The organism is Bacteroides sp. D55t1_190419_B8 (assembly GCF_015558905.1).
GTDB lineage: Bacteria > Bacteroidota > Bacteroidia > Bacteroidales > Bacteroidaceae > Bacteroides > Bacteroides vicugnae.
Window position 1 is genome coordinate 56904 of the sequence record NZ_JADMOU010000013.1, and the last position, 23825, is coordinate 80728.

13 protein-coding genes are annotated in these 23825 nt (G+C 39.4%); all 13 read left to right on the forward strand.

Annotated elements, in window-relative coordinates; all coding sequences use genetic code 11:
• Window positions 1-988 precede the first annotated feature (988 nt).
• The 13 genes from I2I13_RS13190 to I2I13_RS13250 all read left to right on the forward strand — a co-directional run bounded on the left by I2I13_RS13190 (window position 989) and on the right by I2I13_RS13250 (window position 23818).
• Window positions 989-1558: an RNA polymerase sigma-70 factor gene (locus I2I13_RS13190; protein ID WP_195649665.1), complete on the forward strand. Its 570-nt coding sequence runs from the start codon at window positions 989-991 to the stop codon at window positions 1556-1558.
• 246 nt (window positions 1559-1804) lie between these two features.
• Window positions 1805-3007 (forward strand): FecR domain-containing protein, encoded by a 1203-nt coding sequence (locus tag I2I13_RS13195; RefSeq protein WP_148367837.1) that lies wholly within the window; start codon window positions 1805-1807, stop codon window positions 3005-3007.
• A 39-nt stretch (window positions 3008-3046) separates the two neighbouring features.
• Window positions 3047-6388 carry a SusC/RagA family TonB-linked outer membrane protein gene (locus I2I13_RS13200; protein ID WP_195649666.1) on the forward strand — a complete coding sequence of 1114 codons (3342 nt, stop codon included), beginning with the start codon at window positions 3047-3049 and terminating at the stop codon, window positions 6386-6388.
• Between the two features lie 10 nt (window positions 6389-6398).
• Window positions 6399-7913, forward strand: coding sequence for a RagB/SusD family nutrient uptake outer membrane protein (locus tag I2I13_RS13205; protein ID WP_195649667.1), 1515 nt, complete (start codon window positions 6399-6401; stop codon window positions 7911-7913).
• A gap of 41 nt (window positions 7914-7954) precedes the next feature.
• Window positions 7955-8713: a DUF4843 domain-containing protein gene (locus I2I13_RS13210; protein ID WP_148367840.1), complete on the forward strand. Its 759-nt coding sequence runs from the start codon at window positions 7955-7957 to the stop codon at window positions 8711-8713.
• Window positions 8714-8731: 18 nt separating this feature from the next.
• Entirely contained in the window at window positions 8732-10438 is a 1707-nt protein-coding gene (locus I2I13_RS13215) for a PKD-like family lipoprotein (protein WP_195649668.1), read from the forward strand.
• A 40-nt stretch (window positions 10439-10478) separates the two neighbouring features.
• Window positions 10479-12833, forward strand: a complete 2355-nt coding sequence (locus I2I13_RS13220; protein ID WP_195649669.1) for a DPP IV N-terminal domain-containing protein — start codon at window positions 10479-10481, stop codon at window positions 12831-12833.
• Window positions 12834-12851: 18 nt separating this feature from the next.
• The gene (locus tag I2I13_RS13225; protein WP_195649670.1) at window positions 12852-15209 is read left to right on the forward strand and encodes a DPP IV N-terminal domain-containing protein; all 2358 of its coding nucleotides are present in this window, start codon (window positions 12852-12854) and stop codon (window positions 15207-15209) included.
• Window positions 15193-17910 (forward strand): prolyl oligopeptidase family serine peptidase, encoded by a 2718-nt coding sequence (locus I2I13_RS13230; RefSeq protein WP_195649671.1) that lies wholly within the window; start codon window positions 15193-15195, stop codon window positions 17908-17910. The genes I2I13_RS13225 and I2I13_RS13230 overlap by 17 nt, the downstream gene beginning before the upstream one ends.
• A 4-nt stretch (window positions 17911-17914) precedes the next feature.
• Window positions 17915-18337, forward strand: coding sequence for a lipocalin family protein (locus I2I13_RS13235; RefSeq protein ID WP_148367845.1), 423 nt, complete (start codon window positions 17915-17917; stop codon window positions 18335-18337).
• 226 nt (window positions 18338-18563) lie between these two features.
• Complete coding sequence (locus tag I2I13_RS13240; protein WP_148367846.1) at window positions 18564-19133, forward strand: RNA polymerase sigma-70 factor; 570 nt, start codon at window positions 18564-18566, stop codon at window positions 19131-19133.
• 91 nt (window positions 19134-19224) lie between these two features.
• On the forward strand, window positions 19225-20409 hold the full coding sequence (locus I2I13_RS13245) for a FecR family protein (protein ID WP_229128633.1): 1185 nt from the start codon (window positions 19225-19227) through the stop codon (window positions 20407-20409).
• A gap of 40 nt (window positions 20410-20449) precedes the next feature.
• On the forward strand, window positions 20450-23818 hold the full coding sequence (locus tag I2I13_RS13250; protein ID WP_195649672.1) for a SusC/RagA family TonB-linked outer membrane protein: 3369 nt from the start codon (window positions 20450-20452) through the stop codon (window positions 23816-23818).
• Window positions 23819-23825 lie beyond the last annotated feature (7 nt).

Sequence of the window (23825 nt, forward strand, 5' to 3'; positions counted from 1 at the left end):
AAATGTGAGGTTTACACTCAAAATTTGCTTCATGTCTTGACATAAGTCAAAAAAACAAGCCCAAATGTATTTTTTAGTATCATGGACTTTGTTGTTTTCGCAAACAGCTATACCTTTGCAGTGTAGTTGTGAAACTACTTATATTTTAGGTATTAGAAAAAAGGTTATAATTAAAAGGTATTAGTTTATAAAATTAAGGTATTAGATTTTAAGATTAGTTTTTAGGAAAAGGATTGTTTTGATTAGGTATTAGGAAAAAGACGTTTTTAGGTAACGAGTAAATGAAAATGAAGAAAAAAGAAGAATCCCATTTATGGGGATTCTTTAAAGGTGGAGCGGAATGATTCGCTCTTTTTTTATGCCTCTTTTAAATATATCTCGTAAGCACTTTACTCTCAATCATGTTGGGAAAGTTTGATTTCATGCCTTTAAAAAAAGTGTTTCATGGTTTGAAACCAAAGGTTTCGTATCGTGAAACTAAAGTTTCGGCATTGGGAAACTGTAGTTTCAACACCGAGAAACCATAGTTCCAACGGCATGGAAACTATGGTTTCAAGCCTTGAAACAAATAGTTTTAGGTTGGGGAACAACTTGTTTGAAGGCAGAAGACTAAAGTTTAGGCCGTTTGAACTGACTAAAAAGCTTTCTTTTACCGTTTCCTTTAGTAGATCACTGCCGTATTCTGCGTCTTATATTGACCGAAATAGGTGGTGATAGGTGATAGGTTAGGTGAAAGATTATTTTCAACCTATCACCATGCTTCAATGTACGATGAATAAGCCGATTGGAGAGGTACGGTGATAGGTGATAGAGGACTTTGTGTTTTTTGATTAGAAGAGAGAAGCCTTTTATTTTCTATTTTGTAGGTTAGTTGGGCCTGCGTTTCTGAAAAAAAACAATATATTTGCATTTATAAATGCCGCTATAGTAAGTGTTTATAGCGATTTCAGGGAAATCTGTTTCGTTTTTTGATAGGTAGAGTGACAGTATGGACGATAAGATTGACATCATAGTAGCAGGAGTCAACCGGAAGGATGAAAAGATATGGGGCGATTTCTACGATCGTTTTTATGCTGCTCTATGCGCTTATGTCGCCAAAATATTGCCCGTTCCGGATGCAGTGGAAGATCTGGTTCAGGAAGTTTTCATTTCTGTTTGGGAAGGTAAACGTACCTTTTCCGATATCAAAGAGCTCACAAATTATCTCTATCGCGCCTGCTATAATAATACTTTATTATATATACGCAATAATCAGATTCATGATACTATTTTAAGTTCTCTCGCCGAGGAAGAAGACGTGGAGGATGAAGACGTAATCTATGCGTTAACGGTAAAAGAAGAAATTATCCGGCAGCTCTATTGCCATATCGAAGAACTTCCGGCCGAACAACGCCGGATCATTTTAATGAGAATCGAAGGATATACATGGGAAGAGATAGCCGAACGTTTGGAAATAAGTATCAATACTGTTAAAACTCAAAAGACCCGTAGCTATAAATTCCTTCGTGAGAGACTGGGCGACTCTGTACATTCTATAATTCTTTGTTTATTTCTCTAAAAAGATAAAAAAGTCAAATTGATACTTCTTTATCTTTTTATTGATTGCTTAAGATTTATTTTCTTTGTTAAAAGCGAATAGATTTCTTTCAAATTGTGACATAATGTTATATTCTTGTCCCTAAAATCCTCTTCTTTACGCTCTTATCTCAAAAAAATATCATCTTTTTGTCACCCCTTTCTATGAGTTATGTATATCTATAATAAAGCAAATTAAACAATGTTTAATTTAAAAAGGAGAAATAAGATGAAGAAGTTCGAAAATGTATATCAAGATGCCGCTTTAATGAAAAAAGCTCTTTTAGGAGAAGCTAACGAATCGGAACAGCAAGAGCTTGAAAAGCGATTGGCGGAATGCCCGGACTTACAAAAAGTGTTTGAACAGTTGCAGAATGGCGAGACATTAAGAGTTGCATTTGAAGAATATAAAAATTATTCATCAAAGAAAGCCTATGAATCTTTCCTTCAGAAAATCGGACAAACGGAACCGGCGATAATAAAGAAGCCTCGTGCTTTCCGGATTTGGTGGTCTGTTGCAGCAGCTGTTGTTTTTTTAGTAATCGGTTTATCTTTCTATATGTCGAATTATGGTTCGATTGAAGAGGAAAGCAGACCATTGATTCAGCCGGGAGTTCAACAGGCACAATTGACTTTACCCGATGGCAGCATTATTGATGTGCGTAAGGAAGAATTTGACGTAATAGTAGATGGCGTCCAGGTAAAATATAAGGAAGGAGTGCTGTCATATGAGCCAACCGTCACAACACAACACGAAGAGAAAAACGTCGAAGAGAAGCCAGTCAAGTCAAATGAACTTGTCATACCACGTGGAGGGGAAAATACTGTAATCCTCGCCGATGGAACGACAGTTTATTTGAATGCTGGTTCCAAGCTGACTTATCCGGTACGCTTTGCGGGTAAACGCAGGACTGTAGTTTTGGAGGGTGAGGCTTATTTTGAGGTTGTACAGGATGAATCCCATCCGTTTGTGGTACAAACTCATCTAGGAGAAGTGATGGTGCTTGGCACGGCATTTAATGTGAATGCTTATACCGATGCTTCTGTTTGTTACACTACATTGGTACATGGAAAAGTACAATTCTCTGCACCGAATGTAGGAACGGTAACTCTTCAGCCGGGTGAACAAGCGGCAGTCTCTGCCAATGGTACAGAAAAACGTACCGTCGACTTGGATGAATATATCGGGTGGGTAAACGGTGTGTACAACTTTAAAAATCGTTCTTTAGGGGAGATTATGGAGACGTTCGAACGCTGGTATGATATACAAGTTTATTATGAAACACCGGATTTGCGGGATATAACTTACAGTGGCAGTTTGAAGCGTAACGGAGCGATCAATTCATTCCTGGATGCATTAGAACTGACAGGTGATTTGACCTATAAAATCAGTGGTCGGAAAGTATTGATATACGATAGAATGAAAGATTAAGAGTAAATAGAATATTAGGTAAAGTTTAATCATTAATTTATGAGAGAAAAACGATGGCTGCTATGTTTTTTAGTGGCAGTGTGTTGCACATTTAGCACATGGGCTCTACCGTCACAGGATAAGACGGTAACTTTGAATCTGCATAATGTCTCTATCGAGACAGTTTTGGATGCAGTGAAGAAACAAACAGGAGTGAATATGTTGTATAATTCACAAATGTTTAAAGGTGTTCCTCCGGTATCAATTAATGCAAAAAATGAGAAATGGGAAGTCGCTCTGAAGTTAATTTTAAATCCTCAAGGATTTGATTATGTGGTGAAAGACGGTATTATTGTTGTCCGTAAATTGCAGACCGAGAAGCGTGACAACCGCATCCATGGTACGGTTATTGATTCGAATAAGGAACCGATACCAGGAGCCAGCATTATTGTGAAAGGTACTCGTACGGGTACTTCTACTAATATTGAAGGTGAGTTTACGCTGGATGTGAAAAGTGACAAAGTGACTTTGGAAGTCTCTTTTATCGGTATGAAAAAGCAGATTCTTCAGGTAGATGCTACACGCAAGAAGATGATTGAGATTACTATGGTGGACGATGTGAAAACATTGGAGGATGTAGTCGTTACAGGATATAGTAATATCCGTAAATCCAGTTTTACGGGTAGTTCTACGCAAATAACAGGTGATGAATTGCGTAAGGTGTCACAGACAAATGTGCTTGATGCCATGCAGTCGTTTGATCCTTCTTTCCGCTTGATGACTAATACGCAATTTGGTTCCGATCCTAACGCATTACCTGAAATGTATATTCGTGGACGTTCAGGAGTAGGTGTCAGAGATTTGGATAAGAATCAATTGACCAAATCGAATCTGGAAAATAATCCGAATCTTCCTACATTTATTATGGATGGATTTGAGGTTAGCATCGAAAAGGTATATGACTTGGATCCTAGCCGCATAGAAAGTATGACTATATTGAAAGACGCTGCTGCTACGGCTATTTACGGTTCGCGTGCTGCTAATGGCGTGGTGGTAATCACTACGGTTGTTCCGAAACCGGGCGAAGTTCGTGTTTCTTACAATTTCACCGGTACATTGGAAATGCCCGATTTGCGCGACTATAGTTTGGCGAACGCTTCGGAGAAACTGGAAATGGAACGTCTTGCCGGACTTTTCGATAATAATGATTTTGGTACTGAGATCTATGATTACAACCGGAAGTTTGCTGAGATTCAACGTGGTGTGGATACTGACTGGATGGTATTGCCTCTGCGAAATGCATTCGATCATAAACACAGTCTTTTTATAGAAGGAGGTACGCAGAATTTGCGTTGGGGTGTAGATGCATCTTATAATGGAGCGAACGGTGTGATGAAAGGTTCCGGTCGTGATCGTTACAGTGTTGGTTTCTCCTTGGATTATCGAATGAAGTCTTTACAAGTGAAAAACACGGTATCGTTTACTCATTCCAAATCTAAAGAGTCGCCTTATGGTTCTTTTAGTGATTATACTATTCTACAGCCGTATGATACACCTTATAATGATAACGGTACATTGAAAGAATATTTAAAATTTTCGCAAGTTAGTGGTGGGCGCACGGCTAAAAACCCATTATATGAAGCGACTCTTGGCAATTATACTTGGAGTGCTTATGATGAAGTATCTAATAATTTGAGCTTGAATTGGTATTTAACTGATTATTGGACCGTCAGGGGGCAATTCAGTGTGAACCGCAAGTATTCTAGCGGAGAACGGTTCATCGATCCGTTATCTTCAAAAACAACCGCTTCCCCTCGTGACGGTGGGCATAATTTGGGTGACCTTTATGTAGATAATGGGAATAATTTGAGTTGGAATGCGAATGCAGCCTTGTATTATACACGTTCTTTCAATAAACATAATTTGAATCTGTCTGTGGCGTGGGAGGCATCTTCCGGCTCATCAGATGCGACAAATGCTCATTATCGCGGATTTCCGAGCGGACAATTCCATTCACCGAATTATGCGGCCGAGATATATGAAAAACCGTCGCGTACCGAAAATACTTCACGTATGGTCAGTACGTGGGCTACCGGAAACTATACATGGAATGATATTTATCTGGCTGATTTCTCAGTACGTTTTGATGGGTCGTCTGATTTTGGGTCCAATCAACGTTGGGCACCGTTCTTCTCCGGAGGTTTGGGAGTGAACATTCATAATTATGAGTTCTTAAAAGGAAACGAGATAGTCAATAAATTGAAGGTACGTGCATCGTATGGTCGGACAGGTAAGGCTAGTTTCCCATCTTACGCCGCAACAACCATGTATGAATCACTTTTCGATGAATGGTATGCAACTGGTTTTGGAGCAGTGCTGAAAGCTTTAGGAAATAATGACTTGACTTGGGAAAAGACTGATAAATTTAATGTAGGCATTGAAATGCAGTTCTTGAATCAGCGCTTGACAGTGGATGTGGATTATTATCATGATAAAACCATCGATTTAGTGAACGATGTCAGTTTGTCTCAAACTTCAGGTTTCTCTAGTTATAAAGACAATATGGGTGAAGTATTGAATCAGGGATTCGAGTTGCAAGTACGTGGTGAAGTATTCCGTAATCGTGACTGGTTGGTGGCTCTGTGGGGAAATATGGCACACAACAAGAATAAGATTGTGAAAATATCAGATTCACAACGTGCCTACAATCAGCGAGTAAAAGAGTTTTATCAGAATATAGTGAATGAAGAGTATGGTAAATATAATTCTAAATATGGAGTACCTATTTCTCAATATGAGGAAGGACAGTCACTTACTTCTATCTGGGCTGTGAAGTCTTTGGGTATTGATCCCACTACAGGTAAGGAAATATTCTTGAATCGTGATGGTAGTGTGTCTGATACTTGGAATGCCACTCAGGAAGTGGTTGTTGGTAATACTGAACCTAAATTCAACGGTTCTGTTGGGTTTAATCTTGCCTATAAAGCATGGAGCTTGTTTGCGGCTTTCCAATACGAATGGGGCGGACAGGAGTATAACCAGACCTTGGTGGATCGGGTGGAAAACGCTAGAATACAATATCAAAATGTAGACTTGCGTGTGTTGACCGACAGATGGAAACAACCGGGAGATATTGCTCAGTTTAAAGATATTAAAAATGCTGATAATGTTACTATGCCGACTTCACGCTTCGTTCAGGACAAGGCTTATCTGCGCTTGAGTGCATTGACTTTGAGCTATGATTTTAATCGGGAGTGGATAAAGAAACATTTGGGGATGAATATGCTCCGATTGGAAGCAAGTACACGCGATTTTATTAACTGGAATTCTATCCGTCAGGAGCGAGGCTTAAGCTATCCGAAGTCATGGACGGTCGATTTCTCTATTAAAGCACAATTCTAAGTATACCATTATGATACAAAAAATATATACTACGTTTATTTCTTTTGCGTTTGTAGCCTTGACTCTTTCTTCGTGTTCAGATTGGCTGGACCTTTATCCTTCCGACGAGATAAAGGAGGAATATTTGTTCTCTTCCGGTGATGGTTTTCGTACAGCGACGAATGGTATTTACCGGAAAATGGCTACTTTCGATTTGTATGGAAGTAACCTTACTTGGGGGATTCTGGATGCCTGGGCACAGGCTTATTACATAGAACAAGCTCCAAGTATAGCTGGTGGTACCCCCATGAGAAAGATTGCAAATCTTGCTTTTAAAAATACCGAATTGGTTCCTGTTACTGATGCAATGTGGAATGCTGCTTGGAATGTGGTTGCCAATTGTAATGAATTGGCTCAGCAAGCTGCTCAAGCTGACCCTAGTCTTTTTTACGGGCTTGACGGTGAACGTCAGATGATTTTGGGAGAAGCTATTGGATTGCGTGCATTTGTACAATTTGATTTGCTTCGTATTTATGCTCCGTCTCCTTCATCTGTTGGTTTCAGAGAAGATAACCGTACTTTTATTCCTTATGTCAATGTTTATCCTAGTTATGTTAACGATCATCAGACGGTTAGTTATTGTTTGGAACAGATTATTGCTGATCTGAAGGAAGCACAGCGTATATTGGGGGAAGTCGATAAAGAATCCAAAATGGGCACAGACTCTAGATTTGACATCAATGAGCTTTCACAAAGCCTGTTTGCTGGATCTAGGGGATATCGTTTGAATTATTATGCGGTAACAGCAGAACTAGCTCGTGTTTATTTGTATGCAGGAAAGAATGCGGAAGCTTATGCAGAAGCCAAAAAAATCATTGATGAAGAAAGTGAAACAGGTTATTTTAAAGCATCAACCAGTTCATCCGGTTTCAGGAATGGAAATATGAAGATGTATAATGATATTATTTTTGGGCTTTATTCCCCCAAGGAATTGGTGGAATGGGATCTGGAAATAAATCATGGTTCCGATGGCTCTAGTGAGGAACATTATCTGTGTCTTGATAGTGAGGTGGCAAAAGAATTGTATGGAGATGAAAAAGACAGTGACTGGCGGTTTAAGTATCAACTGGAAGAAAAGTATTATGGATTTTATTATCGTACCTTGAAATATTACAAACAGACGGAGAGTACTACTGTCGGAATAACAAATAATCAGACAATTCCTATGATACGTATGTCTGAAGTGTATTACATTGCCGCTGAAGCAATTTTTGATACTAATCCCCAAGAAGCGCAGGGGTATTTGGAATTGGTAAAGAAAGGAAGAGGAGTATCAAAGAAATTTGATAATGTCACAAATAAGTCAGAGTTTATAAACTTGCTGGTAAATGATGCCCGTCGTGAGTTCTTAGGTGAAGGACAGATTTTCTATATGTATAAACGGTTGAATAGGACGATGCCTGCCAGTTCTTATTATAGTAATCCCGTGTTACCAACTGACGAAAATATGATATTACCCAAGCCCGATTCGGAATCAAACATTTAAGTGTGATACTATTTTAGAATAACTACTTAAAAGAAACGAAAATGAAGAAAAGATATGCTATATGGGGAGTGTTGTTTTACAGCGTATGTCTGATGCTCGCTTCATGTGAAGAGAAGGGATTGTTGGTCAGCAGCAACGACACAGCCTATTTGAAATTCGTTAACGATATGACTAAGGATACTACTACAGTATCTTTTAAAATGTATAATGAAGGTGAGGATGCTGAGATACCGATAGAAGTTTCTGTTTATGGGCAGATGCAGGATGAAGATTTACATTTCAATATAATTGCAGATGTCGAACGTACTACTTTGCCGGCTAATTTGTATGTATTGCCTGCAGATTGTAAGATTAGAAAAGGATTGCTTACGGATACTATTTATGTAACATTGAAGAATGATCCGATATTGAGGACAGAAACGAAGATATTAGCGTTGCAGGTTGTAGAAGCAAATACAGTGAAACAAGGTGATTATTTGTATTCGCGTGCTCTCATTTCTGTTACCGATCGTTTGTTTAAGCCCGACTGGTGGTCGGTGAACGATGCTGGGACGGAGGAAAATCCAGGAAATTCGGTTGATTGGTATTATTTAGGTGAGTACTCAGAAAAAAAGTATCAGATGTTTTTGGACGAGTTGAAAAAGGATGATATGGTATTTGATGGAAAGAACAAGCAGGTGTTGCGTAAATATTCATTGAGATTGAAGAATACCTTGAAGCAGATGAACGCAGGAAAGGATATGAAAGATTGGGTGAAAGATGAGAATAATAATGTGATTACTGTAGAAGTGGCAGGGTAAATTATAAAATTGCAAAGTATGAAAAAATTAGGAATATATGCAGTGATAGTAGTTTTAGTCGGAGTTGTTTCCAGTTGCTTGGATGATGATAACAACTATAACTACAAGCTGATAAATGAAATGCAAGGTGGTGCACTCAATTTTGAGAACTTTAATTTGGATTATAGTGTGATAGAAGGAGAAGAATTGGTATTGGCACCTACTTTTAAGTTTACAATAGATAGTATTACACCGGATGTCAGCTATGAATGGTATGTAGATAAGAAGTTGCAGACAGGCGAAACAGGTCCCACTTATACATTTAAAGCCGAAAAGAGTGGCACATATCAAGTGACATTTGCGGTAACAGATAATAAGACGGGAGTTCAGTTCGGGAAATCCACAACCATTAATGTGAGATCTATCTATCAGCGTGGCTGGGTGATTTTGTCGAATGATGGTGGGAGATCTGTGCTCCATTTCATTGTGCCTACAACACAACGTTATCAGGTAACGTATGGTGGAGAGACGTTTACTCGCGATTCGTTGGTTTATCATATAGTAAAACGTGATATTGTCTCCAATCTTGGTTCAAATCCGAAAGGGTTAATGAACAATATTGGTGAAATGGATTATAATAGCGAGTATGGGATTGGCGTGTATGATGAGTTGGTGGTGAAGCAAGATCGATGGGTCGAACTTAATGGCAATACGTTGGAACGCGAGGTATATACGGATGAAGAATTTCACGGAGATATCCCAGCTGATTTTTCTCCGGTAGAAGCTGCTATGACTTTTTCATCCAAAGCACTACTGGACGAGAATGGATTGATTTATTGGGAAAAAAAGGCGGATATAACGGATTTTCATGCGGGTACTTATATGCCCATAGGATTGAATAATAATACTCGGTTCAGTCGTTTATTCCAAGCCTACAAGTTTAATAACAATATTACAGATGTGATGCTTGCATTGACGGAAGAAGATAATTCATTGGTGGGAATCTTGGATATGGGATATGCTACTAATGGTACAGTGATTACTGAAAATTCCAGCTATACAAGTGGAAATATGTATAATATCACTGATCCGAGTGGAGAAGATCATTTCTCGAATATAGAGAAGACTGTGGTGGATGCATTACCCGCTCCATACAACTCTGGGAATGATATAACATCGGCTGAACCATATTGGACAGTTCTGCTGAAAGATGAAGCAACATCGGTGTATGAATTACGTTATTTCGGACTGGAGGCTGAAAGAAGGTATGTTGGTTGCCTGGAAGGTTGGTATTACGAGGCTTCTTTGGGCCTTATCAATGATTATCGTGGTATGGCTAATTTTGGAAACAAGCGTTATGCGGTCATTGCCAGCGGAAACCAACTTTATTATTATCAATATGGTTGGGATGCTTATGGAGATGTGGAATATAGAGGTGAATTGATGCCATTGGGGGAACCGTTACCTGCGGCTGTTAAGACGTTGTCGGGTATGGATGTAACCACTAACTTATATAAACAGAAGTATCCTTATGCCGGGCAATTAGGAGTTGCTTTGGAAGACGGAAGTTTCTATATATACAGTGTTGTAGAAACAAGATTGGAAGATGGGACGTGTACGGCGGTTTCTCTTAAACAACAATTCCCGAATGAAACCACTTCGGAAGAAAACAAGACATTTGGTAAAATAGTAGATGTCCTTTATAAACTGGGACGCGGTATGGATTATATGTCATTTGCGTTCTAGAAGAGCTTTAAAAGCGATTTTTTGATAATAAATAACCATTATGGTATTAAAACAACTTTTTATTGCCGGCAGCTTGTCTTTTACTCTTGCATTGCAAGGATGGGGACAGGCTTCTACTGGGCATGATACAGTACAAGCTAATTATGAATTGGCGGAGAAGTTTCATGAATTTACATTAGGGGGAAAACTGTCTAATAATAGTATGTCCCTTTATCCGCATGAAATCAATGATACGGATAATTTCTGGTTTGATTTTACGACTTCGGCAGGTAAACACTACTATTATGTCAACCCCAAGGAGGGAAAGAAGGAGTTACTTTTCGATAACGAAGAAATGGCTATGTTGCTTTCCGGCTTAACTCATGAGGTTGTGAATTCGGTAAGATTGGATCTGTCAGAATTAAAGTTTGCAAAAGATCAAAAGTCATTTCTATTCAGTTACAGGTCGAAAAAGTATGATTACAATCGAATTACCCGTAAATTGAAAGAGGTGCAGGAGAAAAAGGCAGATGACAGAGATGCCGAGCCGATATATTCATGGATGAATTTTTCTCCGGATAAGAAGTACATACTGTATGCGAAAGACCATAACTTGTATGTGAAGGGCAACAAGGCATTGGGAGTAGATACTACGGAAGTGCAATTGACGACGGACGGAGTCCCTGATTTTTCGTATGCTCGTGAGGATGATGCGGGGGAGAATGGTGAAGTTCCTTCTAATGCTCGTTGGTGTCCTGATAGCCGGCATGCATATATTGTGCTTGATGATAATCGGAAATTGCGTGACTTTTGGGTGATTAACTCGATTTCGGACAAGCCGGAGTTGAAGAAATATAAGTATGAATTTCCGGGAGATAAATATGTAACCCAGAATGAACTTGTAATCATTGATATTGTAGAACGGACTGCGAGAAAAGCGAAGATACAGAAGTGGAATGACCAGTATGTGATGCCTTTTAATGTAACGTCGGATAGCAAGTATGTTTTTTTTGAACGTACCAAACGTACATGGGATGAGGTTGATGTGTGTTCGGTCAATACCTCTACCTTGGAAGTCAAAGAACTGATTCATGAGGTGGATAAGCCTTATCGTGATCCGCATGCACGTAGTGTGGAAGTGCTGAATGATGGAAAAGATATTCTATTTCGTTCCGAACGTACTGGATGGGGACACTATTATCATTACGACGGTCAAGGGAACCTGAAAAATGCGATATCTTCAGGACCGTGGGTAAGCGGACATATTGCCGCTATTGATACGCTGCAACGTACGGTTTATTTTTATGGATATGGAGATGACCCGAAGATCAATCCGTTTTACTATCGTTTGTATAAGTCCAATATGGATCGCGAGGGAGCAACTCTACTCACTAAAGAAGACGGGCAGCATCGGGTAATCTTTTTGAAGTCTAAGCGCTACTTCATTGATACATTCTCAAGAGTCGATATGGAGCCGAAGATATTATTGAAGGATAATACCGGCAAGGTGATTATGGAGCTGGCAAAACCTGATTTAAGTCAAGTATATGCTGCTGGCTGGAAGAAACCGGAAAATTTTGTGGTGAAAGCTGCCGATAATGTTACAGATTTGTATGGAGTGATGTGGAAGCCGTCTAACTTTGATCCGGAAAAGAAATATCCGATTATCTCGGTTGTTTATCCGGGGCCATACTTTGGGTTTGTACCTACTAACTTTACGTTGGATGATAGCTATTGTACTCGTATGGCGCAGCTTGGCTTTATTGTAATCACTGTAGGACATAGGGGAGATACTCCGATGCGGGGAAAGACATATCACCGTTATGGTTACGGCAATATGCGTGATTATCCGTTGGCAGATGACAAATATGCTATTGAGCAGTTGGCTCAACGTCACTCGTTTATTGACGGTCAGAAAGTTGGTATCTACGGACATTCCGGTGGCGGATTTATGGCTGCAGCTGCTATCTGTACTTATCCTGATTTTTATACGGCAGCTGTCTCTTGCTCTGGGAACCATGATAACAGTATCTATAATCGTGGTTGGGGAGAATGTTACAACGGTGTAAGAGAAGTAGAGAAAGTGGTGAAAGACAGTTTGGGCAATGAGACTAAAGATTATGAATACAAGTTTAGCGTAAAGTCGAATGCTGAGATTGCCAAAAATTTGAAAGGACACTTGATGCTTGTCACTGGAGATATGGATAAGAACGTGAATCCTGCACATACATACCGTATGGCGCAGGCTTTGATTGAGGCCGGTAAGGATTTTGATATGCTTGTCATTCCCGGAGCCGGTCATGGGTACGGTTCTGCCGATAAGTATTTTGAGAAGAAAATGTACCGTTTCTTTGCCAAACATTTGCTAGGTGATGCCCGTGCAGACTATTGGGGAGATATTAACCGTAGTAAATAAGACAATAGATAAGATTTTATGAAAAACTATCTCTTTAGATGTTTGTGCTTGGCAGTTGCTTTAGTATCATGCAACCTTACTGGTGCACAACAAAAAGCGAATTATCAGTTAGCGGAAAAGTTCCGTTTGTTGGAGCAGAACCCTATAGCTAAGTATTCTACAGAAGTCAGGCCGAGGTTTATCAATGATACGGATTGTTTTTATTACTCCTTTACAACACGTGAAGGGAAGAAATACTATTATGTTAATCCGAAGAAAAAGGAGAAATGCTTGTTGTTTGATACGGATGAGTTATTGAGCAAAATTGCAGTATATACTAAGAAAGCCTATTCTTCAGCAGATCCGCATTTGTCTTTCACATTTATGGAAGACAACGAAACTATTCGTATTGATTTTGACAGTGGACTTTATACATACAATATCCATACGAAAGAATTGAAGCAACTTGATGAGAAGCCGACTTATAAGACTGGCGACCCGTATTGGATGAAATATTCTCCGGATAGCTTGTATTTTCTTTACGCCAGCAAGGATAATTTGTATTTCGTTGGAAACCCGAAAAAGGGACAGGATACAATCCCGGTTCAATTGACGACGGACGGTATGCCGGATTATACATTCAATCGTGAAGACGAAGGTAAGATGGAAGGTCGTTTCGGAGCCGAATCAGCTCACTGGATTCCGGGAAGCCACCGTTTCTATGCTGTCCGTGAAGACAACCGAAAGGTTCGTGACTTGTGGGTTATTAATTCTTTATCCAAGCCTTCTCCTGAATTGATTCCTTATAAAGCCGAATTGGCCGGCGATAAAAACGTGACTCAATATGAATTACTGTTGGGAGATATAGACAAGCGGGAAGTTAAGAAGGTGGATATCAATCGTTGGCCGGATCAGTATATTGATGTATTGTATGCGTCAAAAGACGGAAAACGCTTGTACTTCCAACGTTATAACCGTACATGGAACCAGTCGGATATTTGCGAAGTGGATGTAGAGACCGGAAAAGTGCGTGTGGTGATTCATGAAGAAAATAAGCCGTATCTCGATTATCAGATGCGTAATGTTTCTTTCCTGAATGACGGAAAAGAAATCCTGTTCCGTTCCGAACGTAACGGTTGGGGGCATTATTATCTGTATGATACAGCAACAGGAAACCTGAAAAATCAACTGACAGACGGCACTTGGGTAGCCGGTCCGGTTGCGCAGATTGATACTATCGGACGCAAGATGTATTTCTATGGTTACGGACGGGAGAAAGGAATTGACCCTTATTACTATATTCTTTATGAAGCTCATTTGGATCGTCCGAATGCACTCCGTCTGTTGACGCCGGAGAATGCGTCACACGAAGTCAGTATCTCTCCGTCCTGTCGCTATCTGGTAGATTCATATTCTACTGTGTCGCAGGAGCCGGTAAATGTGGTTCGTAACCGGAATGGGAAGGTAATCATGACATTGGAGAAACCAGACTTGCAACCTGTCTATGAAATGGGCTGGAAAGCTCCGGAACGTTTTAAAGTAAAAGCAGCCGACGGAGTAACTGACCTTTATGGTGTGATGTGGAAGCCCGCCGATTTTGATTCGACGAAAGTTTACCCTATCATTTCGAATGTTTATCCGGGGCCGTTCTTCGAGTATGTGCCGACTCGTTTTACAATAAATGATGTTTATAATACCCGTTTGGCTCAATTGGGATTTATTGTAATTACCGTAGGGCACAGAGGCGGTACTCCGATGCGTGGAAAGGCTTATCACACCTACGGATATAACAATATGCGTGATTATCCGCTGGCGGATGATAAATATGCTATTGAGCAACTGGCTGCCCGCTATCCGTTTATAGATGCTACTAAGGTAGGTATTTACGGTCACTCAGGCGGCGGATTTATGTCGGCTGCTGCTATTTGCACTTATCCGGACTTTTATTCGGCTGCTGTCTCATCGGCTGGTAACCATGACAATCGTATTTACAATAAAGGTTTCGTGGAGATTCATTATGGTGTAGATGAGAAGGTGACAACGACTAAAGACAGTTTGGGAGTAGAAAGCAAAACGTATGATTATAGTGTACGTGTGCGTCCGAATCAGGAACTGGCGAAGAATTACAAGCATGGATTGCTGTTGTTTACCGGTGCCATAGACCAGACTGTGAATCCGGCCAATACTTTACGTCTGGTAGATGCTTTGATTAAAGCGGACAAGAACTTTGATATGTTTGTGCTGCCGAAATGTACTCATGGATTCTTCGGTGAGTCCGAGAGCTTTTTTGAGCATAAAATGTGGCGTCATTTTGCACGTTTGTTGTTGTACGACAATTCGGCGGATTGTGATGTTGATTTGAATAAAGATATGATAAAAGATGAAAGGAGAAGATAAAATGAAGCGGACAAAAATGGGAATCGGATTAATGGTAGGGTTGTTAATCGGTTTTGTTCCGAATGTCGATGCTCATGCACAGAAGAAACCGCTAGATATTGAAGCCTGTATGTCGTGGAAACGTGTCGAATCACCTGATATTTCTCCGACAGGACGATGGGTAACCTATCGGATTTCTCCTATGGAATATAATCCTGAAAACAAAGAGGCAAACACTTTGCATTTGTTTGATACACGTACCCGTAAGGAGATTTTGTTGGATGATGTGGAAAACATAGATTTTTATAATTCGGATCAGGCTCTTTCTTATCAGAAGGCGGACTCTGTGGGAAATATGAAAACAATTTTGATGGAGTTGCCTTCAGGTGTAAAGACCGAATGGGCGTATAAAGAAATTTTTCGACCGGTAAATGGGACTCCTTATTCGGTTTCAGTAACAAACGTTCCGAAAGATACAATCAATCATGTTCCTTCTTTTGATCGTTTAGTGGTTCGTAATATCAAAACCGGCACTGCTTTCCAGATTGACAGTATTGGCTATTATACTTTGTACAATGAGGGACGGTCTATTGTCTTTGTACACAGACAAGCGAAGGGTAATGCTTTGTGTTATGGACCACTGGCCGGACCTTATCAGACTATTTATCAGAGTCCTGTAAAGAAAGAACCGGCTTCTTTCAGTTTGAATACAAAGCGGATGACAGGAGAGTTTTGTGTGAAAGATTCATTATGGTACAATTTTTCTTTGAAGAAGAATACCTGTGATTTGGTATTCGATCGTAAAAACATTGTTCTTCCTACTGGGATGGAGCTTGTTCGCGCTAGTCTGTCGCATAGTCAGGCGTTTCTGACGATGGAACTCCGGCCTTGTCAGGAAAAAGTGGAGCAAAATAAAGAAGAGGCAAAGCCGGATAAGAGTTTCGAACTGGAATTGTGGACTTGGAATGAATGCGAAGTTCCTCCTTTGCAGACTCGCAGCCGTTATTTCCGTCCTCAATATTCGAAATATATTTATGATATTGCTTCCAAAAAAGTGACGGAAGTAGCTCCGGATTATGCTGATTTGTTGGTGCCGGACCGTGCGGAAGAGATTCATCATGTACTTTATACAGACGAAACCCCTTACCATATGCAGAAGGAATGGCATCATGATATACCATTTGATGTCTATTCTGTGAATGTACATACGGGGGAAAAGCGGTTAGTAGGACGTAGTTATCGGACAAGACCGAAGTGGTCGATGAACGGCAAATGGGCTGTAATGTATGATCCTGTTGCACAAGTGTGGAATAAGTTTGACGGAACAACGGGTGAGGTTACTGATGTTTCAACGGCTATTGGATATCCTGTATTCGAGGAGACTTATGACAAACCGAATCCTGCACCTGCTTATGGTATTGCAGGCTGGACTGCCGATGGTAATCATGTGCTGATTTATGACGCTTATGACTGGTGGAAAATAGATTTGACCGGAGAGAGTCAACCAGAATGTTTAACCAAAGGATATGGTCGTAAAAATCAGAAATCTATCCGTAAAATGACCAGCAATATTGATAAGGAAGTATTCGAACCGAACGAGACGGTCATGGTCAGCGTATGGGATGAAAACACAATGGATGAAGGTGTTTATTTACTTGACATGAAAGGTCGCTTGAAGAAGCTCGCAGAAGGTCCTTATATCTATGCAATTCATCGTTTCTCTGACAATCAGAAGTTTTGTATCTGGAATCGTCAGAATATATCAGAATTTCGTGATCTGTGGTGGAGTAAATCTGATTTCTCTGATCCAATTCGTATAACGAATGCTAATCCTCAACAAAGTGAATACAAATGGGGTACTGCAAAGTTAGTGGAATGGACCAATTATGAGAATAAACCTAATAAGGGAATACTTTATCTGCCGGAAGATTATGATGCAAAAAAAGAATATCCCGTACTGGTGCAGTTTTACGAGACACATTCCGGAGGATTGAATACTTATCATGCTCCTATGTTGAGCAGTGCAATGGCGGATGTGATGTATTTTGTCAGCAATGGATATGTTGTATTTATGCCGGATGTACACTTCACCATAGGAACACCTGGGCAGAGTTGTTACGATGCCGTGGTAAGTGGAACAAAATATTTGATAGAACAGGGGATAGCACATCCGGGGAAGATAGGTTTGCAAGGGCATAGCTGGTCAGGATTTCAAACCAGTTATCTGGTGACAAAGACAGATATATTCGCTTGTGCTAATATCGGAGCTCCTATTACTGATATGGTGACTGGTTATCTGGGAATCCGTAATGGTAGCGGCTTGCCGCGTTATTTCATGTACGAAGAATGGCAAAGTCGTATGGGAAAGACATTGTGGGAAGCCAAGGATAAGTATTTGGCAAGTTCGGCTCTCATAGAGGCAGATAAGATACATACACCATTGCTAATTTGGCATAATGATAAGGATGAAGCCGTTGCTTACGAACAAGGTCGTGCACTTTATCTGGCTATGCGTCGTTTACAGCGTCCGGCATGGCATCTTAACTACAAGGGCGAGGGACATTTCCTTAGTAGTCAGGCCGCTCAGAAAGATTGGACCATTCGGATGATGCAGTTCTTTGACTATTACCTGAAAGGAACAAAAGAGCCGCGTTGGATGAAAGAGGGTATTCATCTAAGAGAACGCGGAATTGATCAAAAATATGACTTATTAGAAAAATAAAAAAATGAAGAAACTATTAATTACAGTAATAGCTCTGTCTTGCTTTGCATTCAGCAGCTACGGACAAGACAAGGTGGAAAAACAAATTATTGGTAAATGGTGTAATCCTTATACCTATGAATCTACTGGTGAACTCAAAGGATTTGAGTTTAAAAAAGGCGGGAAATGTTCTGCTGTTAATATTCCTTCTTTGGATTTAAAGACTTGGAAGATTGATAAGGACGGTTATTTGATTATCGAAGGTTTCAGCAAGGAAGACGATGGAAAGGTAGAAGTGTATAAAACACGTGAACGCATTGGAAAGTTGACAACTGATTCTTTGGAATTGGTAGCTCAGGATGGACCTCCGCGATTGGCTTTTCTATATCTGAATATGAAATCAATCAAGAAATTGGTTACTCCTGAAGTAGCTCCTGACAAGAAGTAATAAATCTCTCTCTTAATAATTTAGTGTTAATATTAGCATCGTGTTGCTAATGAAAACGCCCTGTCGTAGTGATTATGATGGGGCGTTTTTTGTTATTTTAGTATCTGAATTGTATCTTTATGTGTAAAAAAATATTAATTTCATGAGGTATGCTCTGAGTAATTTAATATTATATTTAGTATGGAATATCGCTATTTAATTGTATTTTTGGCACAAAATACCCAAAATGGATAGCAAAGAGATTTCCATAGAGCAGATAAATAAACTGGATGCTACAGCTTTTCGTATGCTTTATAAAACTTATTATAAGGCATTGGTTTGCTATGCAATACAGATAACAGGGGAATCTGGAGCTGCAGAAGATATTGTACAGGAGCTGTTCTCTACCATTTGGGAAAAGCAAATGTCATTTAAGTCATTGGTGTCATTTAAGGCTTATTTATATAATTCCGTTCGGAATGCTTCAATTGATTATCTCAAGCATAAGGATGTTGAATTTGATTATTTGCAAAAGATAATAGAATCACATCAGGCATACAGTATAGGAGATGATGAGGAGGATGGTTTCTTCACTGAGGAGATTTTTCGCCAACTGTTTATGACTATTGACTCTTTGCCAGAACGTTGCAGACAAGTTTTTTTGTTGTATATGGAAGGTAAGAAAAACGAGGAAATAGCAGCCGTGCTTTGTGTTTCTCTTGAGACCGTTAAGACACAAAAGAAACGGGCAATGTCTTTTCTTAGGAAAAAATTAGGTCCACATCATTTTGCGTTGCTCTTGTCTATTCTTCCATAGAAAAGATGTTTCTTAAAAAAAAAGTTGCTTTAACTTGTCCCTCATTTTATCTGTTTAGTCGTCTTTTATATAAATGATGCAAAAACATATAATGGAACGTAAAAGAAACATAAATTCTGTAATTCATGATCAGTTACTAGGACGGCTTTCAGAAGAAGAAAGGAAGCGATTGCAGGTTTGGATTGAAAGTTCTTTGGAAAATAAAAAGAACTATGAATGTTTAATGCATGGTACTGATTTGGCTGAAAGATATCGTCTGTCTGCAACGGTAGACGAAGAACAGGCATGGAAAAAATTTCAGAAAAAACATTTTCAAGTTCGTGGAATCCATCGCAGAATGCTTTGGAAATATGCTGCTATCCTTATGATACCCGTGATTATTGGTGCAGCCATTTGGGTTGGAATGTGGCGAAATGCCGATACCGGACCTGTAAGAGTACAGGACGATCAATTAGCAATGTTACGGTCGGAAAAGATGGGAAAGCAGAAAGCTATCCTTGTATTGGCCGGTGGGCAAGAAATTGAATTGAAATCGGTTACTAATCAATCATTGCAGGATTCGACTATTTTGCCGGTGTTATCCCCCAAGGTTGTGAAAGAAACACAAACAGAAAATGAAGAAGTTGCTGCTACTGACAATAATAAATTAGTCACTTATGATGATAGTGAATTTTGGCTCACCTTTGAGGATGGAACAAAAGTTCATTTGAATTATAACACAACTTTAAAGTATCCGTCGCATTTTAGCACTGTTAGCCGTACTGTTTATTTGGATGGAGAGGCTTATTTTCAAATAGCTAAGGATGACAAACGACCGTTTCGGGTTATAACAGCAAATGGGATTGTCAAGCAATATGGTACCTCTTTTAATGTTAATACATATGTAGCCGGAGTCACGAAAGTGGTACTGGTGGAAGGGGCTATCAGTGTCCTTCCTAATCAGGGAGATGAGCATAAGATACATCCTGGAGAACTGGCTGTACTAAATGGAGCAACACAAGATGTTCAAATCAGCAAGGTAGACATATCACCTTATATAGCTTGGAATAGTGGGCGTTTTGTATTTGACAATTGTTCTTTGGAAACTCTTATGGAGGTGATATCCCGTTGGTATGATAAGGAAATAATGTTTGAAGATGAAGATATAAAGACGATACGTTTTACCGGCGACCTTGATCGTTACGGTTCCATAATTCCTATATTAAAAGCAATTCAAAGAGTTACTCATCTGAAAATGGATGTTGAAGGCGAAGCTATTATTATTAGAAGAGAATAAAAACAATTATTAACCACATTTACTAAAAAAGGAGGAGTCCATGCAAATAAAAAGGGCCAGAGAGCGTATTGTGATGTCTCTCTGTATTATTTTTCTGTTGTTCGCACCGATATCGGCAACAGCGCAGTCTAATTCAATGAAAGTATCCCTTAATTTAAAGTCTGCATCAGTTAAAGAGTTTTTTGATGCAGTGAAGGCTCAGACTGGTTTAAATTTTATTTATAACACTGAGCAAGTAAAGAGTATGTCTCGTATCACGATCCAAAGTAAGGGGCAACCTATTACTGAAGTTTTGGATAAAGTATTGGCTAATACAGGCTATACTTACGAGATTGAAGGCAATATTGTGACTATTGTATATCAACAGCCAAAAGAAAAGAAAAAAACTGTAACCGGAGTTGTAGTAGATGAAGAAGGAGGACCCTTGCCGGGAGCTCATATCAAGTTACTAAAAACAAATACTTCAGCGGTAACAGACAGTCAGGGCAAATTTTCTATTAATTTATCGAATCAGTACAATCCTGTATTGTCAATCTCTTATTTAGGTATGAGTGCACAGGAAATAAAAGTTGTCAATGATAAACCTTTGCGAATAGTGATGAAGCCGGACGAAAAGCAGCTGGATGAAGTCGTGGTGACCGGTTATGTGAAAATTAGTAAGAATAGTTTTACAGGAACTTCGGTGACTGTTTCTGCAGATCAATTAATGTCAGTGTCAAAAACCAATGTATTGGGGGCTCTGCAGGTATTTGATCCTTCTTTTCGTATTGCAGAAAATAATCTGGCCGGTTCAGATCCGAATAAAGTGCCAGAATTGTATATTCGTGGCCGTTCCGGTATTGGAACAACCGAGCTGGATGCGGAAAGTCTTTCTAAGTCATCTTTGGAAAATAATCCGAATCTTCCTACCTTCATTATGGATGGATTTGAGATCTCTGTGCAAAAGTTGTACGATATGGATCCGAGTCGTATTGAGAGTATTACTATCTTGAAAGATGCTGCTGCTACGGCAATGTATGGTTCACGTGCTGCGAATGGTGTGGTTATTATTACCACTGTAACTCCTAAACCGGGTAAGATTAATGTGAACTATAATTTTACAGGAACATTGGAATATCCGGATTTGACGGATTATAACCTTATGGATGCACGCGAAAAGTTGGAAACAGAAGTAGCTGCAAAGCTATTTAAGGCTGATCCGAAAAGTGAGAATTATATTACTGAACAAAATAAATTGGATGAGATTTATAATAAAAAGTTGAATAATGTAGTTCGTGGAGTGAATACATATTGGTTATCAAAACCATTACGTACTGTTTTTAATCATAAACATAGTCTCTATTTAGATGGTGGTACGGAAGACCTGCGTTGGGGAGTTGATCTCTCTTATCACAAAGATGCAGGTGTGATGAAGGAATCTTTTCGTGATCGTATGTCAGCCGGGCTTTCGTTGTCTTATAGATTGGGGGCATTCCAATTGCGTAATTATCTATCTTATACATATACTAAATCGTCAGACTCTCCTTATGGAAGTTTCTCTGATTATACTTCTAAGTTGCCGTATGATGAGTATTTGGATGAATATGGGAATTATTTGAAAACGACTTATGGGTGGAATGCCACAAACGGGAGTGAAAATCCTTTATATGAAGCTACTTTGGGTAGTTATAGTCATGATAAATCATGGGAGTTAATTGACAATATCGAGTTACTTTGGAATATCACTCCCCACTGGTTATTGAAGGGGCAGTTTAGTATTACGAAGTCAAATTCGGAAGCAAATGATTTTTTAGATCCCCGTTCGCAAAAAAATGAAGAAAAACTTGCATTTAATAATGTTGTTTCCGGACAATTGGACGTAGTAACTAGTAATAGCTTGAGCTGGGATGCAAATTTGACTATTTCTTATAATCATAGTATAAAGAAGAATAATCTTAATTTTCTGGCAGGTGTGAATGCTAGGTCCAGCGCAGGTAATGGATTGGCTATATCCTATCGGGGATTCCCTTCAGGAACACTCTCTGCGCCGGGATATGCGCACTCTATTTATGGTAATCCCTCTGCGTCTGATATGAAGAGCCGCTTGTTGGGTGCTTTGGCTACCTTCAACTATTCGTATGATAATATTTATCTTGCTGATGTGTCTACCCGTTTTGATGGAAACTCAGAGTTTGGATCTGATAATCGTTTTGCTCCTTTCTTCTCAGGAGGGGTAGGGTTGAATATTCATAACTATAAAAGGTTGAAAGATTGGGAATGGCTTGATCGCTTGAAAATTCGTACAACTTACGGCGTGACAGGTAAGGTAAACTTTTCTCCCTACGATGCACAAACTATGTATCGTATTACTACAGATAGATGGTATAAAACCGGGCTTGGAGCTTCGCTTATTGCTTTGGGGAATTCTAATCTAGGTTGGGAAAAGACAGGAAACTGGGACTTTGGTGTTGATTTGAATATGTTTGATGGACTGTTTCAAATGGATTTCTCTTATTACCGTAAAAAGACAAAAGACTTGGTGACTAATATTACACTACCTAGTTCTACAGGATTTACTTCTTATAAGGATAATATCGGAGAGGTGATGAATAAGGGGATAGAGGTTCAAATTAGAAGTACGTTACTTAATACCAAGGACTGGATGGTGGCTTTGTATGCTAACTTAGGACACAATAAAAATGAAATTTTAAAAATCTCAGATAGTCTGAAAGATTACAATAACAAGGTTTTGGCTAAATATGAAGATTATGACAAAGCATATGAGCGAACCAAACAAGAGTATGCGGATACTCATCTGCAATATGTGGAAGGTGGTTCACTGACCTCTATCTTTGCTGTACGTTCATTGGGGATTAATCCGTCTGATGGCAAGGAGATATTTGTGAAACGTGATGGAACTATCACTTACGATTGGCATGCTGCCGATCAAGTGGTGGTAGGTAATGAAGAGCCGAAGGCCCAAGGTTCTTTTGGGTTGAATTTGCGTTGGAAGAATTTTACTTTATTTTCTTCTTTCTTGTATGAATTTGGTGGACAGCGTTACAATCGTACTTTGATAGATAAGGTTGAGAATGCCCGTATTTCATCACAGAACGTAGACCGTCGGGTCCTGACTGGACGTTGGCAAAATGTAGGGGATCGTACACCGTATGCTGCATTGCAGACTCAATTGGTTGCTACCACTCGTCCTACTAGTCGTTTTATACAGGATTATAATATGCTGACGTTTAATTCACTTACATTGGGTTACGATTTTGATTCTTCTTGGTTGAAGAAGTATCATTTAGGCATGTTGCGATTAGAACTTTCTGGTAACGATCTTTTCCATGTGTCTACAGTACGTGCTGAACGTGGATTGGATTATCCGTATTCTCGTTCTTTTGCTATATCACTTAAAATGAGTTTATAATTTGAAA

Coding starts and splice junctions, on each gene's coding strand:
- I2I13_RS13190 (WP_195649665.1), top strand. CDS start 989: ATGGACGATAAGATTGACATCATAGTAGCAGGAGTCAACCGGAAGGAT.
- I2I13_RS13195 (WP_148367837.1), top strand. CDS start 1,805: ATGAAGAAGTTCGAAAATGTATATCAAGATGCCGCTTTAATGAAAAAA.
- I2I13_RS13200 (WP_195649666.1), top strand. CDS start 3,047: ATGAGAGAAAAACGATGGCTGCTATGTTTTTTAGTGGCAGTGTGTTGC.
- I2I13_RS13205 (WP_195649667.1), top strand. CDS start 6,399: ATGATACAAAAAATATATACTACGTTTATTTCTTTTGCGTTTGTAGCC.
- I2I13_RS13210 (WP_148367840.1), top strand. CDS start 7,955: ATGAAGAAAAGATATGCTATATGGGGAGTGTTGTTTTACAGCGTATGT.
- I2I13_RS13215 (WP_195649668.1), top strand. CDS start 8,732: ATGAAAAAATTAGGAATATATGCAGTGATAGTAGTTTTAGTCGGAGTT.
- I2I13_RS13220 (WP_195649669.1), top strand. CDS start 10,479: ATGGTATTAAAACAACTTTTTATTGCCGGCAGCTTGTCTTTTACTCTT.
- I2I13_RS13225 (WP_195649670.1), top strand. CDS start 12,852: ATGAAAAACTATCTCTTTAGATGTTTGTGCTTGGCAGTTGCTTTAGTA.
- I2I13_RS13230 (WP_195649671.1), top strand. CDS start 15,193: ATGAAAGGAGAAGATAAAATGAAGCGGACAAAAATGGGAATCGGATTA.
- I2I13_RS13235 (WP_148367845.1), top strand. CDS start 17,915: ATGAAGAAACTATTAATTACAGTAATAGCTCTGTCTTGCTTTGCATTC.
- I2I13_RS13240 (WP_148367846.1), top strand. CDS start 18,564: ATGGATAGCAAAGAGATTTCCATAGAGCAGATAAATAAACTGGATGCT.
- I2I13_RS13245 (WP_229128633.1), top strand. CDS start 19,225: ATGGAACGTAAAAGAAACATAAATTCTGTAATTCATGATCAGTTACTA.
- I2I13_RS13250 (WP_195649672.1), top strand. CDS start 20,450: ATGCAAATAAAAAGGGCCAGAGAGCGTATTGTGATGTCTCTCTGTATT.